12 protein-coding genes are annotated in these 15,489 nt (G+C 73.6%); 2 read left to right on the top strand and 10 right to left on the bottom strand.

Translation table 11 applies throughout. From position 1 onward, the window contains the following. Positions 1–5 precede the first annotated feature (5 nt). Positions 6–3,341, top strand: a complete 3,336-nt coding sequence (locus ABGB11_RS15005; RefSeq protein ID WP_347632992.1) for a hypothetical protein — start codon at positions 6–8, stop codon at positions 3,339–3,341. A gap of 3 nt (positions 3,342–3,344) precedes the next feature. Here the strand turns inward: ABGB11_RS15005 and ABGB11_RS15000 are convergent, their stop codons facing one another. The 9 genes from ABGB11_RS15000 to ABGB11_RS14960 form a co-directional block, all read right to left on the bottom strand. After that, the gene (locus tag ABGB11_RS15000) at positions 3,345–4,712 is read right to left on the bottom strand and encodes an MFS transporter (protein WP_347632990.1); all 1,368 of its coding nucleotides are present in this window, start codon (positions 4,710–4,712) and stop codon (positions 3,345–3,347) included. A gap of 112 nt (positions 4,713–4,824) precedes the next feature. Continuing rightward, on the bottom strand, positions 4,825–5,700 hold the full coding sequence (locus ABGB11_RS14995; RefSeq protein ID WP_347632988.1) for an ATP-binding cassette domain-containing protein: 876 nt from the start codon (positions 5,698–5,700) through the stop codon (positions 4,825–4,827). Further along, entirely contained in the window at positions 5,697–6,746 is a 1,050-nt protein-coding gene (locus tag ABGB11_RS14990) for an ABC transporter permease (RefSeq protein WP_347632986.1), read from the bottom strand. Before ABGB11_RS14990 ends, ABGB11_RS14995 begins: the two co-directional genes overlap by 4 nt. Next, entirely contained in the window at positions 6,743–7,732 is a 990-nt protein-coding gene (locus ABGB11_RS14985) for a sugar ABC transporter substrate-binding protein (protein WP_347632984.1), read from the bottom strand. The genes ABGB11_RS14990 and ABGB11_RS14985 overlap by 4 nt, the downstream gene beginning before the upstream one ends. A 45-nt stretch (positions 7,733–7,777) precedes the next feature. Continuing rightward, positions 7,778–9,643: a 3D-(3,5/4)-trihydroxycyclohexane-1,2-dione acylhydrolase (decyclizing) gene (gene iolD, locus ABGB11_RS14980; RefSeq protein WP_347632982.1), complete on the bottom strand. Its 1,866-nt coding sequence runs from the start codon at positions 9,641–9,643 to the stop codon at positions 7,778–7,780. Continuing rightward, positions 9,640–10,497, bottom strand: a complete 858-nt coding sequence (gene iolB / locus ABGB11_RS14975; RefSeq protein WP_347632980.1) for a 5-deoxy-glucuronate isomerase — start codon at positions 10,495–10,497, stop codon at positions 9,640–9,642. Before iolB ends, iolD begins: the two co-directional genes overlap by 4 nt. After that, the gene (iolC, locus tag ABGB11_RS14970) at positions 10,494–11,429 is read right to left on the bottom strand and encodes a 5-dehydro-2-deoxygluconokinase (protein WP_347632978.1); all 936 of its coding nucleotides are present in this window, start codon (positions 11,427–11,429) and stop codon (positions 10,494–10,496) included. Before iolC ends, iolB begins: the two co-directional genes overlap by 4 nt. After that, the gene (locus tag ABGB11_RS14965; RefSeq protein ID WP_347632976.1) at positions 11,426–12,277 is read right to left on the bottom strand and encodes a TIM barrel protein; all 852 of its coding nucleotides are present in this window, start codon (positions 12,275–12,277) and stop codon (positions 11,426–11,428) included. The genes iolC and ABGB11_RS14965 overlap by 4 nt, the downstream gene beginning before the upstream one ends. Further along, entirely contained in the window at positions 12,274–13,284 is a 1,011-nt protein-coding gene (locus ABGB11_RS14960; protein ID WP_347632974.1) for a Gfo/Idh/MocA family oxidoreductase, read from the bottom strand. Before ABGB11_RS14960 ends, ABGB11_RS14965 begins: the two co-directional genes overlap by 4 nt. Positions 13,285–13,452: 168 nt before the next feature. Here ABGB11_RS14960 and ABGB11_RS14955 point away from each other — a divergent pair, with 168 nt between their 5' ends. Further along, positions 13,453–14,973 carry a nitroreductase/quinone reductase family protein gene (locus ABGB11_RS14955; RefSeq protein ID WP_347632972.1) on the top strand — a complete coding sequence of 507 codons (1,521 nt, stop codon included), beginning with the start codon at positions 13,453–13,455 and terminating at the stop codon, positions 14,971–14,973. Here the strand turns inward: ABGB11_RS14955 and ABGB11_RS14950 are convergent. Next, positions 14,960–15,454 carry a VanZ family protein gene (locus ABGB11_RS14950; protein WP_347632970.1) on the bottom strand — a complete coding sequence of 165 codons (495 nt, stop codon included), beginning with the start codon at positions 15,452–15,454 and terminating at the stop codon, positions 14,960–14,962. The genes ABGB11_RS14955 and ABGB11_RS14950 overlap by 14 nt on opposite strands. Positions 15,455–15,489 lie beyond the last annotated feature (35 nt).

Raw genomic sequence — 15,489 nt, 5'->3', positions numbered from 1 at the left:
CCGCCATGCGCGCCGATGATCTGCTGACCGAGATCGAGCCGCTGGCGTTCAGGGACCGCTGCCGCCGGCTGGCGGACCTGCGGCGCCACGCAGGCGACCCGTCCCTGGCCACCCTGCTGGACGAGCTGGGCGGGCGCGGCCACTACGAGCGGTCGGTGGCGCTGTTCGTCGCCTCGGCCGTCCGCGACGAGGCGTCGGTGGCGCACCTCGCGGGCGCCATCGGCGACCCCGACACCGAGCTGGCCTGCCGGGCGATCACGCTCGCCGTCCGGTACGGCGCGGCGCCGCGGCCGTTCCTCGACGGGCTGGACGACGCCCCGGCGGCGGTCCGCGCGGCGCTGTACGACGCCGTCCGCAAGTGGCGGCCCGCCGGCCTGGCCGACGCGCTCATCGGCAGGGTCGCGGAGCGGTGGGGCGACCTGGAGGCGGCGGCGCTGCTGCCCGCCTGCGCCCCGGAGACCGCCGCCGCGAGGATCGACGCGCTCGCCCGCGCCGTCGGGAACTGGGGGGCGCTCGGGCACGCCCACCCGCGGGCCGTTCTCGACCACGCGGAGCGCGCCCTGGCCGCGCTGCCCGACGGCATGGAGAGCACCTGGTGGTTCCGGCACGAATCCGGGATCGCGGCGGCGGTGCGCCACGATCCCGGCCGGGTCGTCGGGTTGCTGGAGCGCCACTGCGCGGCCCGTGCCCTCCCGCACGGCCTGTACTCCGCGGCGGGGGCTCTGTTGGACGCCGCGCCCGATCGCATGCTCCGCCTCCTGCTCACCGAGGCGCACCGGGCCGACCTGCGCGCCCTGCTGAACCGCAGGTCCTTCCGCGACCGGCTGGCCGGGTACGGCGACGGCGACCTGGCCGCCGTGGCGCGCGCCGTCCGCGAGGACGACCACGCGCTGTGCCTGCTGATGAAGGCGTTCCCGCCGAGCCGCCGCGCGGCGGTGTTCGACGCGGCGATGCGCGGCGTCGACCTCGGCACCGCCGAACTCGCGGAGCCGCTGCTGGACGTCCTGCCGCGGGAGGTGCGGACGCGCGAGGCCCGCCGGATGCTCGGGCTGCGCAAGGTCGCCGCCTCCCCCGGACGCGTGCGGAGCGTGACGGCGTTCCTGCCCTACGAGGAGGCGCGGCCCGTCCTGGAAGAGCTGACGCGCCGGCCGGACTCCGACGAGCGCGCCACCGGGTACGCGCTCCTGATCCGGTGCGCGGGGCGCGAGCGCAGGCCCGCCACGCTGGCCGCGGCGCTGGAGTCGCTCGGGCGGCTCCGCAACGAGCAGGACCCCGTCCGCCGGAGCGCGCTGGACGCGCTGGCGTCGGTCCCGGAGGGCCTGCTGGGCGCCGGGCACGCCGCGGTGATCGCACGGCTCGCCGAGGACGCGCTCGGCGCCCGCGACCGCTCCCCCCTGACCGGCATCGGGCTGGCCCGGCTCGCCTCCGCCCTCTGCCGCCAGGGCGCCGTCCGCGACGACGCCGCCCTGCTGGAGTCCGGGCTGGAGCTGATCGAGCGGCTGGCCGGCGTCGCCGGGACCCTCCACCTCGGCCGGCTCGACCTCATGCTGCGGCGCGGGGAGGAGCACCGGCTGGCCGGGCTGCTCGCGCCCCGTCTCGCGGCGGCGGCGCGCCGCGACGACCACCGGCTCGCGCTGCTGCTCGCCCGGGGCCTCGGCCGCCGCGCCCACCGCGTCCCGATCCTGCAGGACGCGCTGGAGGCGGCCCTGGACGCCCCCGACGACGCCGTGCTCCGGGAGGCGATCGGGCTCTGGCTCGCCCCGCCCGGCACCCGCGCCGAGCGGGTCGGCCGGGTCGTGGCCCGGGACCCGTCGGCGGTCGCCGTCCCCGCGGTCCTCGCCGCCGTCGCCCGCGAGCGCACCGACCTGCTCCACCTCGTCCTGACCCGCGACACCCCGCCCGGGCGGTTCCACCGCGCCGACGTCGTGTACCTGCCGCGGATGCACCGGTCCTGGACGCGCCGCTGGACGGCCCGGCAGCGCGACGCCTACCTGGACCTGCTGGAACGGGCGGCGGCGGACGAGGAGGCGCCGAGCACCCAGCGGGGCGGTGCCGTGTCCGCCATGGCGGAGGTCCCCGGCGTCGACGCGGCCCGGCTCCGCCCCCATCTCGCCTCCGGCGATCCCTACCTGCGGAGGACGGCGCTCACCGCGCTCCCGTGGACCGCGTCCCCGCGGGACGTCCTGCCGGACCTGCTCGCCCACGCGGGCTCCGACGACGCGCACGTCGCGGTCTACGCGGCGGCCCGCGCGGCGCGGTTCGTCCCGCCGTCGGCGCTGGCCGCGGCGCTCGGCCCCGTCCTGCGCGACGGCAAGATCACCGCCCGGAAGGAGGCCGTGCGGATCCTGCTGGAGAACAGGGCCCCGGACGCCCTGGACATCATCGCGGCGGCCTGGGACCACCCGGGCCAGCACCGCGACGTGCGCGCCGCGATCGCCTCGGCCGTCCGCGACCGGCTGGACGATCCGGTCGCCCACCGCATCCTGGCCGAGGCGGCGGAGGGTCCGCGCGACCTCGCCCGGCAGGTGCTCGGCGCGCCGCCCGCGTTCGTGGAGGAGCGGTTCCGGGGCGACTACGCCGCGCTGGTGATGCGGGTGGTGCGCTCCCCCGATCCGGAGGCCCGCGCCGCGGCGCTGTCCATCGTTCCTCTCTGGGCGCGGTGGGCGCCGGACGCGCCCGCGGCCCTGGCGCGCCTGGTCCGCGATCTCGACGAGACGAGCGCGTGGCGGCCGGCGCTGGACGCCCTGATCCGCTGCGTCACCATGGGGATCGGCGCCGCCGAGCTCGGCGCGGCCGTCACCGCCCTGGCCGCCGGGCCGGACGGACCCGACGCCGGCCCGGAACGCGACCTTCCCGCGTCCCAGCGGCTGACCGTCCTGGCCAGGACCGTCCGGGAGTTCACCGTCCGCCACCGGACGTACGGCGAACGCGCCGTCCGGGCGGTGGAGGACCGGCTGCCCGAGCCGCTCGCGAGCGAGCTCGCGGCCGCCACCCTCCGCTGGGACGATCCCGGAGCCGCGGACGCCGTGGACGCCCTGGCCGACCGGTTCCGGGACGGCGGCGTCCTGAGGGCGCGGCTCGTCGCGGAGGCGCTCGCCGCCGGACCGTCCCCGTTCGCCCCGTGGACCGCCCCCGACCCGGCGAACGTGCGCCCGCACGCCGCCCGGCTCGCGGCGCGCGGCGACCTCGCCGGCGGCCTGTTCGCCTGCGCCCTCACCGCCGCGCACGCCCCGCGCGCGGGCTGGCCCGAGGAATGGCGTGCCCTGCTGCGTGCCCTCCGGGGCCACGCAGACCAGGACGTCGTGTTCACGGCCCGCGGAATACTCACCGCGGACGAGTGACCGTCAGGCCGGCGTCTGCTGGTCGAGGGCCCGCCGGTCGAGGGTGAACCGGCTCTGGAACGCGATGGCGACGGCCATCAGGACGGCGGGGATGAGCGTGACGCCGATGAGCAGCGCCAGCAGCGCGGTGTCCGACTGGGCGATGTGGCGGCCCTCCGTGGTGGACACGAAGCCCCCGGCGGCGAGGGCCGCGGAGTAGATGTACGGGCCGATGGCCGTGCCGGTCGCGTCCGTCGCGGTCCACACGCCGGTGTAGGCGCCCGCGCGGGCCGTCCCGCGCTCCTCGGCGGCGGCGACCACGTCGGGGATCAGCGAGAAGGCGAAGAGCTGGAGGCCGCCGAAGGCGGTGCCCAGCACGGCGATCACCGCGACGGTCGGGAGCACCCCCATAGCCTGGCCGGGCCACAGGGCGAGCGGCCCCACCACGAACGTGAGCTGGCACAGCAGGAGGGCGCGCTGCTTGCCGGTCCGCCGCGACACCTTCGCCCACACCGGACTGGCGATCGCCGCGGGCACCAGGAAGGCGCCCATGAACACCGCCGTCAGCCCCTCGTCGTCCATGACGTGCTCGGTGTAGAAGGGAACCGCCGCGAGGAACAGGTGCGCGGTGATGCTCGTGAACAGGTACGACAGGACGAGCGTCCGGAAGTCGCCGTCCCGCCAGGCGATCCGGAGGTCGTCGAGGACGGTGTGGGCGTGCCCGTCCGGGATCCGGAACCCGCATCGCTCGGTCAGCCGCCGGACGTACACCAGGGCGACCAGGCCGGTGACGAGCAGCACGCCGGCCAGCAGGACGGCCATCCTGGCGTAGTCGTCGCGCCCGCCCTCGGACACGAGCGCGGGCGCCGCGACACCCGCGCCGAGCAGGCCGACCGTCAGCAGCAGCATCCGGTACATGAACACCCGGGTGCGCTCGTGGTAGCCGATCCGCAGGTCGGACGGCGTCGTCAGGTACGGCACCTGGAAGCACGCGTACAGCATGTTCCCCGCGATGTAGAAGGCGCCGATCCACAGCGCCGCCGACCAGCCCGACACGCCGGACGGCACGGTGAACATCCCGATCCAGGCGAGCGGGAGGAGCAGCCCCCAGCGCAGCATGCCGCGGCGGTGCCCGGTACGGCGCGCCCGCCGGTCGGACAGCGTCCCGAAGAGCGGGTGGACGACGGCGTCGAGGATCTTCGGCAGCAGCAGGGTGAGGCCGGCGAGCGCCGGGGCGACGCCGAGCGTGTGCGTCATGAAGTAGAGGAGCAGGAGCCCCGGGACGGTGACCCAGACGCCCATCCCGAGCGACCCGGCGGCGTACCCGGTGAGGTCTCCGGTCCGCGGGCGGGCCGCCTCCTGGCCCGCCCGCGCCGACTCCGTCGTGCTCATCGGCGGCCCGCGATGCTCATGGGCGTTACTCCCTGGTTGCGAGGATCCAACCCTAGATCGCTTTCTGGTGCGAGGACACAGCCCCGGCCCGCGGACCACCGCGGAAGGGCGGTCAGTCGTCGGTCAGTCTCAGGTGCTCGGCCTCCTCGGCGAGGCGGCCGGCGGCGGTCCGGGAACCCGCCACGTCCAGTTCGTGGGCCAGTTCCTCCAGCTCGCTGCCGCCCGCCATCAGGCCGGTCAGCTCCTCGCGGGTGATCTCGTCCTTGGTGTGGTAGCCGATGCTCCGGCCCCGGTTGAGGATCAGGAAGCGGTCGCCGACCGGGTAGGCGTGGTGCGGGTTGTGGGTGATGAAGACGACCGCGAGGCCCCGCTCCCGCGCCTGGACGATGTAGCGCAGCACCACCCCGGCCTGCTTGACGCCGAGGGCGGCGGTGGGCTCGTCCAGGACGAGCGCCCTGGCGCCGAAGTAGACGGCACGGGCGATCGCCACGCACTGCCGCTCGCCGCCCGACAGGGTGCCGATGGGCTGGTTGACGTCGCGCAGGTCGATGCCCATCGCGGCCATCTCGGCGTGGGTCGTGGACCGCATGAACTCCACGTCCAGGCGCCCGAGGCCCTTGCGCTTCTCCGAGCCGAGGAAGAAGTTGCGCCAGACCGGCATCAGCGGGACGACCGCGAGGTCCTGGTAGACGGTCGCGATGCCGAGGTCCAGGGCGTCCCGGGGCGAGGCGAACGCCACCGGCCTGCCCTCGACCTCGTAGGTGCCGGCGTCGTGCCGGTGCAGGCCGGCGACGACCTTGATGAGCGTGGACTTGCCCGCCCCGTTGTCGCCGAGCACGCAGGTGACCTCGCCGGCGGCCGCCTCCAGGGTGACGTCCCGCAGCGCGATGACGTTGCCGTAGCTCTTGCCGACGCGGGTCAGCCTGATCAGCGGCGTCCCCGGCGCGGGCTCCCTCTCGGGGGTCTCGGGCTTCTTCGCGTCCGTCATGACGACCGCTCCACTCTGCGCCGCACGATCAGGTTGACCACGGTCGCGATCAGGAGCATCGCGCCGAGGAAGAACCGGAACCAGTCGGGGTTCCACTCGGCGTACACGATGCCCTTGTTCGTCATGCCGAAGATGAACGCGCCGATCGCCGCGCCGATCGCCGACCCGTAGCCGCCGGTCAGCAGGCAGCCGCCGATGACCGCGCAGATGATGTACAGGAACTCGTTGCCGACGCCCTCCCCCGACTGGACGGCCGCGAACGCGAACACCAGGTGCATCCCGGAGAACCAGGCGCAGAACGCGACGGCCATGAACAGGCCGATCTTCACGCGGGCGACCGGGACGCCGACCGCGCGGGCGCTGTCGGCCGCGCCGCCCGCCGCGAAGATCCAGTTGCCGGTGCGGGTGCGCAGCAGGATCCAGGTCGCGACGGCGACGAACAGCAGCCACCAGAACACCGTGATCTTCACGTTGACGCCGAGGACGTCGATGTCGGACGCGAAGATGGCGCGGGCGCTGTCGAACCCGTCCATGTCGCGGACGGAGTCGCTGGCGACGTTGCCGGTGAGCGCCTTCGTCACGCCGAGGTTCAGGCCCGCCAGCATGAAGAACGTGGCGAGCGTGATGATGAAGCTCGGCAGCTTCGTCTTGACGTACAGCACCCCGTTCACCATGCCGAGCGCCAGCGTGAGGACGAGCGAGATCACCACGCCCGCCCACACGTTGAGCGTCAGCTGGTAGGCGGTCAGCGCCGCGATCAGCGCCGAGGACGTCACCATCACCCCGGCGGACAGGTCGAACTCGCCGCCGATCATCAGCAGCGACACCCCGACCGCCATGATCCCGAACGTCGAGCTGGCGTACAGGACGGTGGAGAACGAGCTGGTCTGCAGGAACGCGTCCGCGACGATCGAGAAGAACACGAAGAGCGCGACCGCACCGAGCAGTGCGCCGAGCTCCGGGCGGCCCAGCAGCCGCCGCAGCAGCGACTGCCGGGCCAGGCGCTCGTCCGGGCCGGCGACCTCGCCGGCCACGGCCTCGGTCATCGCGTCCCCCGGTTGGCGAACGCCTCCAGCTGCGCGGCGTTCTCCTTGGTGACGATCGCGGGGCCGGTCAGCACCGGGCGCCCGCCGCCGAGCACGTTGCCGTTGTTCTTCAGCAGCCACAGCTCGTCGACGGCCTCGTAGCCCTGCAGGTAGGGCTGCTGGTCGACGGCGAACTGGATGGCGCCGGCGGTGATCGAGGCGATCAGGTCCTTGTTCAGGTCGAACGTGCCGATCTTGGCCTTGCTGCCGGTCTCCTTCACCGAGTCGACGGCGGTCGCGGCGAACGGCGCGCCGAGCGTCAGGATCCCGTCGATGCTCTTGTCGGCCTGCAGCTTGGCGGTGATGGACGACTTCACCTCCGGCATGTTGGTGCCCTGCACGAAGAGGTTCTGCAGGTCGCCGCCGAACGTCTTCTTCGCGCCGGCGCAGCGGTCCTCCAGGCCGACGTTGCCCTGCTCGTGGATGACGCAGAGCGCCTTCTTCGCGCCGATCTCCGCCAGCTCGGTGCCGGCCGCCTCACCGGCGATCGACTCGTCCTGCCCGAAGTGCGCGATCGCGCCGAGCTTCGCCGACTCGCCGGCGCCGGAGTTGATCGACACGACCGGGATCTTCGCGGCGGTGGCGCGGGCGAGCACGTCCTTCATCGCCTCCGGCTTGGCGAGCGTGACGATGATGCCGTCGACCTTCTGGTCGATGGCGGCCTGGACGAGCTGGGCCTGCTTGCCGCCGTCCGGGTCGGCCGAGTACAGGAACTCGACGTTGTCCTTGGCGGCGGCGGCCTTGGCGCCCTTCTGCACGATGTCCCAGAAGGTGTCGCCGGCACCGGAGTGCGTGACCATGGCGATCTTCAGCCGCGGCCCGGCGCCCTCCGGCGCCTCCTCGGACTTCTTGCCGCCCTCGCTGCTGCAGGCGCTCAGCGCCAGCAGGCCCGCCGCGGCCAGCACCGCGAGACCCTTGGACGATCCCCGCGCGAAAACGCCTCTCATCGGATGCTCTCCGTTTCTCCCCGAGTGGCCGACCAGAGAAGTGGATCACAGATGGTAGCGGCGTATGCGCCGATCCTGCTCATAGCGGGCACGGGCCTGCCGGGTGGAGTCCAGCGCCGACACCTCCGCGACCGGGACGTCCCACCAGGCCTCACTGCCCGGGGAGGCCGCCACGGGGTCCGTCTCGACGTGGACGAGCGTGGTCCGGGCGGACTTGCGGGCGGCGGCGAGCGCGTCCCGGAGATCGCCGAGGGCGGACGCGCGGATCACGTCCGCGCCGAGGCTGGCGGCGTTGGCGGCGAGGTCGATGGGAAGCGTGTCGCCGTCCAGGCCGGTCGGGGTGCGGGCGCGGTGGCCGGTGCCGAACCGCTGCGCGCCGACCGACTCCGACAGGCCGCCGATCGAGGCGAACCCGTGGTTCTGGACGAGGACGACGACGAGCTTGACGCCCTCGGCGACGGCCGTCGTCAGCTCCTGGGCCATCATCAGGTACGAGCCGTCCCCGACGAGGACGAACACCTCCCGGTCAGGGGCGGCCATCTTAACGCCGAGGCCGCCCGCGATCTCGTAGCCCATGCAGGAGTAGCCGTACTCGACGTGGTAGCCCTTCGAGTCGCGCGTCCGCCAGAGCTTGTGCAGGTCGCCTGGCATCGAACCGGCCGCGCAGACGACGACGTCCTGCGGCTCCCCAGCGTCGTTGACCGCGCCGATGACCTCCGCCTGGGTGAGCAGCCCGCCGTTCTGCGGGGCGATCGCGCGGTCGACCGTGGCGTTCCATTCGGCTGTCAGCGTCCTGGCCTCGTCACGGTAGGCGTCGGGGACGCGGTAGCCCGCGAGGGCGGCGTCGAGTCCCCGGATGGCCTGCCTGGCGTCCGCCACGACGGCCGTGCCGGCGAGCTTGACCGCGTCGGACCGCGCCACGTTCACGTTGACGAAGCGGACGTCCGGGTTGGCGAACAGGCTGTGGGACGCGGTGGTGAAGTCGCTGTAACGGGTGCCGATGCCGAGCACCACGTCCGCCCGGCGCGCAAGGGCGTTCGCGGCGGTGGTGCCGGTCGCGCCGATGGCGCCGACCGAGCATTCGTGATCCCAAGGCAGCGTGCCCTTGCCCGCCTGCGTCTCCGCCACGGGGATGCCGGTGCGTTCGGCGAACGCGCGCAGGTCGCCGGTCGCGCCCGAGTAGATGGCGCCGCCGCCCGCCACGATGAGCGGGCGCTCCGCGGCGTTCAGGAGGGCGGACGCCTCGTCGAGCGCGGACGGCTCCGGCACCGGACGGCCGATGCGCCACACCCGGCGGTCGAACAGCTCGTCCGGCCAGTCGTACGCCTCGGCCTGGACGTCCTGCGGGAGCGCCAGCGTGACCGCGCCCGTCTCCGCCGGATCGGTGAGCACCCGCATCGCCGCCAGCAGCGCGCTGGGAAGCTGCTCCGGACGGTTGATGCGGTCCCAGTACTTCGACACCGGCTTGAAGCAGTCGTTGACGGAGACGTCGTAGGAGCGGGCGTCTTCGAGCTCCTGCAGAACCGGGTTGGCCGTGCGGGAGGCGAAGATGTCGCCGGGCAGCAGCAGGACGGGCAGCCGGTTGACGGTCGCCAGCGCCGCCCCGGTCACCATGTTCGTCGCGCCAGGCCCGATGGACGTCGTGCAGGCGAACGTGGACAGCCGGTCGTTCATCCGGGCGTAGCCGGACGCCGTGTGCACCATCGCCTGTTCGTTGCGCGCCATGTAGTAGGGGAGGTCGTCGGCGCCCTCCACCAGGGTCTGCTCCAGGAGGGCCTGCCCGAGACCGGCGACGTTGCCATGGCCGAAGATGCCGAAACAGCCCGCGAAGAAGCGCCGCCGCTCCCCGTCCCGCTCGCTGTACTGCGCCGCCAGGAAGCGGACGACCGCCTGTCCCACGGTGAGCCTCATGACCGTCCCTCCGCCGATGCCAGCGGGAGCCGGGGATCGACCGGCTGGTCCGCCCAGGTGTCCCGGACCCACGCGTGCGCCGGGTCGTCGCAGATCCGCCAGGCCCGCTCCGCCGACGGCCCGGCCATCACGTTCAGGTAGTACAGGTCATGCCCCGGCGGCGCCATCGACGGGCCGTGCCAGCCGTGCGGGATCAGGACGGCGTCGCCGCCGCGGACCTCCGCCAGCACGTCGATCGGGCGTCCGGGAGAACCGTAGACCCGCTGGTAGGCCATGCCGTCCCGGGCGACCTCGAAGTAGTAGATCTCCTCCAGGACGGCCTCGTCCGGCGACTCCTCGTCGTGCTTGTGCGGAGGATAGGACGACCAGCAGCCGCCCGGTGTCAGCACCTCGCACGCGATCAGCTTCTCGGCGAACGGGAACCCCTCCGGCGTCCCGAAGTTGTTGACCTGGCGGCTCGCCGGGCCCGCGCCCCGCAGCTCCACCGGGACGTCCTCGGCGGGCCCGTAGCGGGGCCTGCGCCGGCTCTCGCAGCGGGCGCCCGCCAGCGCGAACCGTCCGCGGCCCTGGAGCGTCACCCGCGCGTCGCGCGGCACGTACGCGAAGTCGGTGACCCGGCTGAAGACGTCGTCGCGCCCCCGCAGCTCGAACCGCTCGCCCTCGCAGTCGACCGCGCACGACCCGGCCAGCGGCAGGACGATCGTCTCGAAGCCGCCCGTGTCGAACTCGTGCGAACCCCCGTCCGGGAGGTCGAGGACGCGCAGCGACGAGTACGTCCATCCGGCCGACTCCGGTGTGACGACCAGTCCGTACGGCTCCTCGGCGGCCGTTCCGGCGGGCAGGTGGTACTTCATCGGCCCTCCTCCAGAAGCCGGTCGACCTCGTCCTCGCCGGGCATCGCGTCGGAGCAGGCGATGCGGGACGCGACGATCGCCCCGGCGGCGCCCGCGAAGCCGACGAGCCGCCGCAGCCCCCATCCGGCGAGGAGGCCGTGGCACAGCGCGCCGCCGAACGCGTCGCCGGCGCCGAGCCCGTTGACGACGTCGACCTTGACCGGTGGCACCTCGACCACCTCGTCGGCCGTCGCGGCGAGGACCCCCTCCGGCCCCATCTTGACGATGGCGAGTTCCGGGCCGCGCGCGAGGATCGCGCGGGCGGCGGCACGCGGTTCCCGCTCCCCCACCGCGACCTCGCACTCGTCCAGATTGCCCACCGCCACGGAGGCCCGTTCCAGTGCGAGACCGGCCCAGTACGGCGCCTCGGTGGGGTCCTGCCAGAGCATCGGTCTGTAGTCCAGATCGATGACGGTCCGGCCCGGATGCCCGGCCATCGCGGTAAGGGTCGCCTCGCGGCTGGGCTCCTGGGAGAGGCCCGTGACCGTCGCCCAGACGATGCGTGCCGCACGGATCGCGTCCAGGTCGAGCTCGTCCCGACGGATCTCCAGATCGGGCGCCTTGGGGTAGCGGTAGAAGTACAGCGGGAAGTCGTCCGGCGGGAAGATCTCGCAGAACGCCAGTGGCGTCGGAAGGCCCGGCACGGCCGTGACGAACCGGTCGTCCACGCCGTAACCCTGGAGCGCCTTGTGGATGAACCGTCCGAACGGGTCGTCTCCAGTACGGGTGATGACCGCGGCACGACGCCCGTACCTGGCCGCGGCCACGGCGACGTTGGTCGGGCTGCCGCCGAGGTACTTCCCGAACGATTCGACGTCCTCCAGCGGCACACCCACCTGATCCGGGTAGACGTCGACGCTGACCCGTCCCATCGTGATGAGGTCGAACGTCATCGGGCCACCCCGGCGAGGAAGTCCAGGCTCCGGCGGACGTCGTCGTACGGGCCGCCGCCCTCCGCGGGCTCCTCGACCAGGACGGTGTCCTGTTCCATCACCCACCAGCCTTCGTAACCGGCGCCCTCCAGAGTGCGGATGATGGCGCGAATGTCAATGTCGCCGTCCCCGAGTGGCCGGTACAGACCGTCCCGGACCGCGTTCGTGTACGTGACGTCGCCGTCGAGCACCCGCTGGGCGAGCGCCACGTCCACGTCCTTCAGGTGGACGTGCGCGATGCGCGCCGCAGCGAACCGCGCCAGCCACACCGGATCGGTGCCGCCGACCAGCAGATGTCCCGTGTCGAGGCACAGCGGGACGCTGCACCCGCCGAGCACGCGCTCCACCTCCGCGCGCCGCTCCACGACCGTCCCGACGTGCGGATGGAGCGTGACGAGCCGGCCGCGGGCGGCGGCCCGCTCGGTGATCGCGTCCAGATTGGCCAGCAGCGTCGACCACGCCCTGGTGTCCAGGACGGGGCGCTCGTCGTACCCGTCCAGCCCGGTGGCGGCGGCCAGCACGAGGACGCCGTCGATGCCGGCCAGGGCCCGGTCCATCGCCGGCAGCGGGTCGTACGAAGGGTCGTGCAGGACGACCGGCACGAACGCCCCGACGAGACCCAGCCCGTGGGACGCCAGCAGCACGTCCCGCTCCCGCCCGTCGCCTGGGAGGAACCCCTCCGGGCCCAGTTCCGTCGCGGCGAGGCCGGCGTCGCGCATCTCGGCGAGCACCCGCGCGGGCTCCATCTGGTGGCCCCAGCCCGGCACCTCGCACACGCCCCACGAGATCGGCGCGCCCGCGACCTTCATCGCCGCACCTCCTCGGTGCCGACGATCCGCCCCTGGCGCATGGACAGTTCGCACGCCTCGGCCAGGTAGAACGCCTCCAGCGCCTCCTCCGCCGGGCACGGGTTGGCGCGGCGGCCCGCCACGACGTCCACGAAGGCCCGGAGTTCGGCGTCGTAGGCGTCGGAGAACCGGTCCATGAAGCCGCCGTAGGCGGGCTCGGGCGCCCCTCCCCGCTCGGGCAGGGCGGTCACGGGCGTGCGGCCGTCCAAGCCGGTGACGATGCTGTCCTTGGACCCGAACAGTTCGAGCCGGGCGTCGTACCCGGCGGCGTTGTAGCGGGTGGCCGAGACCTGGCCGAGCGTCCCGTCGTCCAGGACGAGCAGGGCGGAACCGGTGTCGACGTCGCCGTACTCGCGGAAGAAGTCGTCGCCCCGGTTGGCGCCCGCCGCCATCACGCGGACGACCTCGCGTCCCGTCACGAACCGGATGAGGTCCAGGTCGTGGATGACGCAGTCCCGGAACAGCCCGCCGGACGACGGGACGTACCCCGGGGGCGGCGGCGCCGGGTCGAAGCTGCACGACCGGACGGTGTGCAGCCAGCCGAGCCGCCCGGACGCGAGCGCCTCGCGCGCCGCCGCGTTCCCGGCGTCGAACCGGCGCTGGAAGCCGACCTGCACCGGCACGCCGGCGGCGGCCGCGGCCCGGACGATTTGGAACGTTCCATCAAGATCCGACGCCAGCGGCTTCTCGCAGAAGACGGGATTCCCGGCGGCCAGGGCCCGCTGCACCAGGTCCGCGTGCGCGTCCGTGGCGGCGGCGACGACCAGCCCGTCCAGTCCGGCGGAGAAGAGCGCCTCGACGCCGTCCAGGGCGGTGACGCCGCGTCCCGGCGGCAGCCGCCCGGCGAGGTCGCGCGCGCGGTCGGGGTCCGCGTCGGCGATGACCAGCGCGTCCACGTCGGGCAGTTCACACAGGGCGGCGGCGTGGCGCGCACCGATGCGCCCCGCGCCGGCCAGTCCGATCCTCATCGATCCCCTCCCGGTCGGCGGTCAGGTGACTCACGAGTGTGATGGAGCGTTCCAGTAGCGTCAACGACAGGCTGTCCGCCTATCCCGTAATGGAGGTGTCCGAAAACGCGCCGGTTACTCTGGACCGCGGCCGCCACCCGGAGTGTTACCAAGCGCTAGTTTTGTCACATGCGGATCTTCGTCACCGGGGCCTCGGGGTTCGTCGGGTCCTCCACCGTCCGCGCGCTCCTCGCCGCCGGGCACCGGCCGCGGGCGCTCGTGCGCGATGCGGACAAGGCGGCGAAGGTCCTGCGCACGATCGGCGTCGACCCCGAGGACGTGGAGTTCGTCCGCGGCGACATGCTCGACTCCGGCGCGGTGTCCGACGCGCTCGACGGCTGCGACGCCGCGATCCACGCCGCCGCCGCGATCGGGGTGACCGGCGCCGCCGGCGACCTGGTCGAGGTCAACGTGCGGGGCACGCGCAACGTGGTCGGCGGCGCGGTCGAGCAGGGCCTCGCCCCGGTGGTGCACGTGTCGACGATCGGCGTGTTCGTCCCGCCCGCCGGCCGGGTCATCACCGCCGGGGACGCTCTCGCGAACCCCCGCACCGACTACGGCAGGTCCAAGCTGGCCGCCGAGCGCTACGTGCGGAGCCTGCAGGGAGACGGCGCGCCGGTCTCGATCGTCTACCCTGGCGGGGTGTGCGGCCCGCACCAGCCGTCCCTGGACGCCCTGCTGGAAGGGCTGTCCGCCGGGCTGGGCAAGGTATGGCCGCTCCCGGGCGGCGGCGTCTCGGTCATCGACGTCCGCGACCTGGGCGAGGCGCTGGCGCGGTCGGTCGAGGCGCGGCAGGGGCCGAGCCGCTGGGTGCTCGGCGGCCACTACCTGACCTGGCCGGAGTGCGCCGACCTCTGCGACCGCCTGACCGGCGTGAAGTGCCGCCGCGTCCGCGTCCCCAGCCGCCTCATGCTCGGGCTGGGCTCCCTGCTGGACGCGGCCAAGCGGGTCCATTCCTTCGACTACCCGCTCACCCGCGACGCCGCCGAGTTCATGGTCACGCTCGTGCCGACCGACGACCGCCCCATCCTGGAGGCGCTGGACCTCACCCTGCGCCCGGTCGAGGAGACGATCGCCGACAGCCTGCGCTGGCTGGCCGAGACCGGCCATCTCAACCCGCGGCGGGCCGGGCGGCTCGCGCCGGAGAGGCCCGCCGCCGGTGAGGCGCCGACCCTCGTGCAGCGCACGCTCGGTCCGGTGTTCCACAGGGTCTCCGGCTCGGAGTGGTTCTCCAAGGTGGGGCCGAAGGTCGTCCCACCCGTCGACCGGACGCTGCACCGGCTCAGCGGAGGCCGGCTCATGCTCGGGCAACTCCTCGTCCCGAGCCTCGTCCTGACGACCACCGGCGCGGTCAGCGGCCTTCCTCGGAAGACCCCGCTCGCCTGCCTGCCGGCGTCCGACGGCGGCTGGTACGTGGTCGGATCCAATTTCGGACGCGAGAAGCATCCCGCCTGGACGGGCAACCTCCTCAAGAACCCCAAAGCCGTCGTCGCTTTCCAGGGACTGTCCGTTCCCGTCACCGCCCACCTCTTGGACGACGCGGAAGGCAAGGAGATCTGGCCCCGCCTCACCGCCGTCTGGCCCGTCTACGACCGGTACGTGGAGCGGACGGACCGCCAGCTGCGGGTCTTCCGCCTCACGCCCCGCTAGTCCCGCGCAGGGTTCTCGACAGGCGGCGGCCGAGGAGCAGGTAGGCGACGACCACGCCGGCGACGTTGAGGATGACGTCGTCGATGTCGAAGGCCCGGCCCACCACGACGGTTCCCTGGACCGTCTCGATGGCCAGGGAGAGCAGGCCGGCCACCAGGGCCAGCCTCACGGGACCGCGGAGGGACGTCCAGACGAGCGGCAGCAGGACGCCCAGCGGGGCGAGCAGCGCCAGGTTGCCGCCGACCTGGAGGAGCGCCTCCTTGGTGGGGCGGTCCATGTAGAAGCGGAGCGAGCGGCCAGGGTCGGTGTTCCCGCCCGCCTGCCCGTTGTCGTGGACAGGCGTCAGCGTGAGCCTGAAGGCGAAGTAGAAGAAGACGCCGAGAAAGCCCAGCGCGACGACCACGACGACGGCGCGCAGAAGGATGATGTACCAAGGAACTCGTTCGCCCGATGCCGCGGGCTGCCACATTGCCACCAACACCCGGCGCGGTGTCCCCCGCCCTGCTCGCCCCATGC

Origin of the sequence: Actinomadura sp. B10D3, assembly GCF_039871695.1 — a bacterium.
Taxonomy (GTDB): Bacteria; Actinomycetota; Actinomycetes; order Streptosporangiales; family Streptosporangiaceae; genus Spirillospora; species Spirillospora madurae.
Note: the sequence above shows the minus strand (reverse complement) of the source record. Positions and strands in the feature narration are given on the sequence as shown.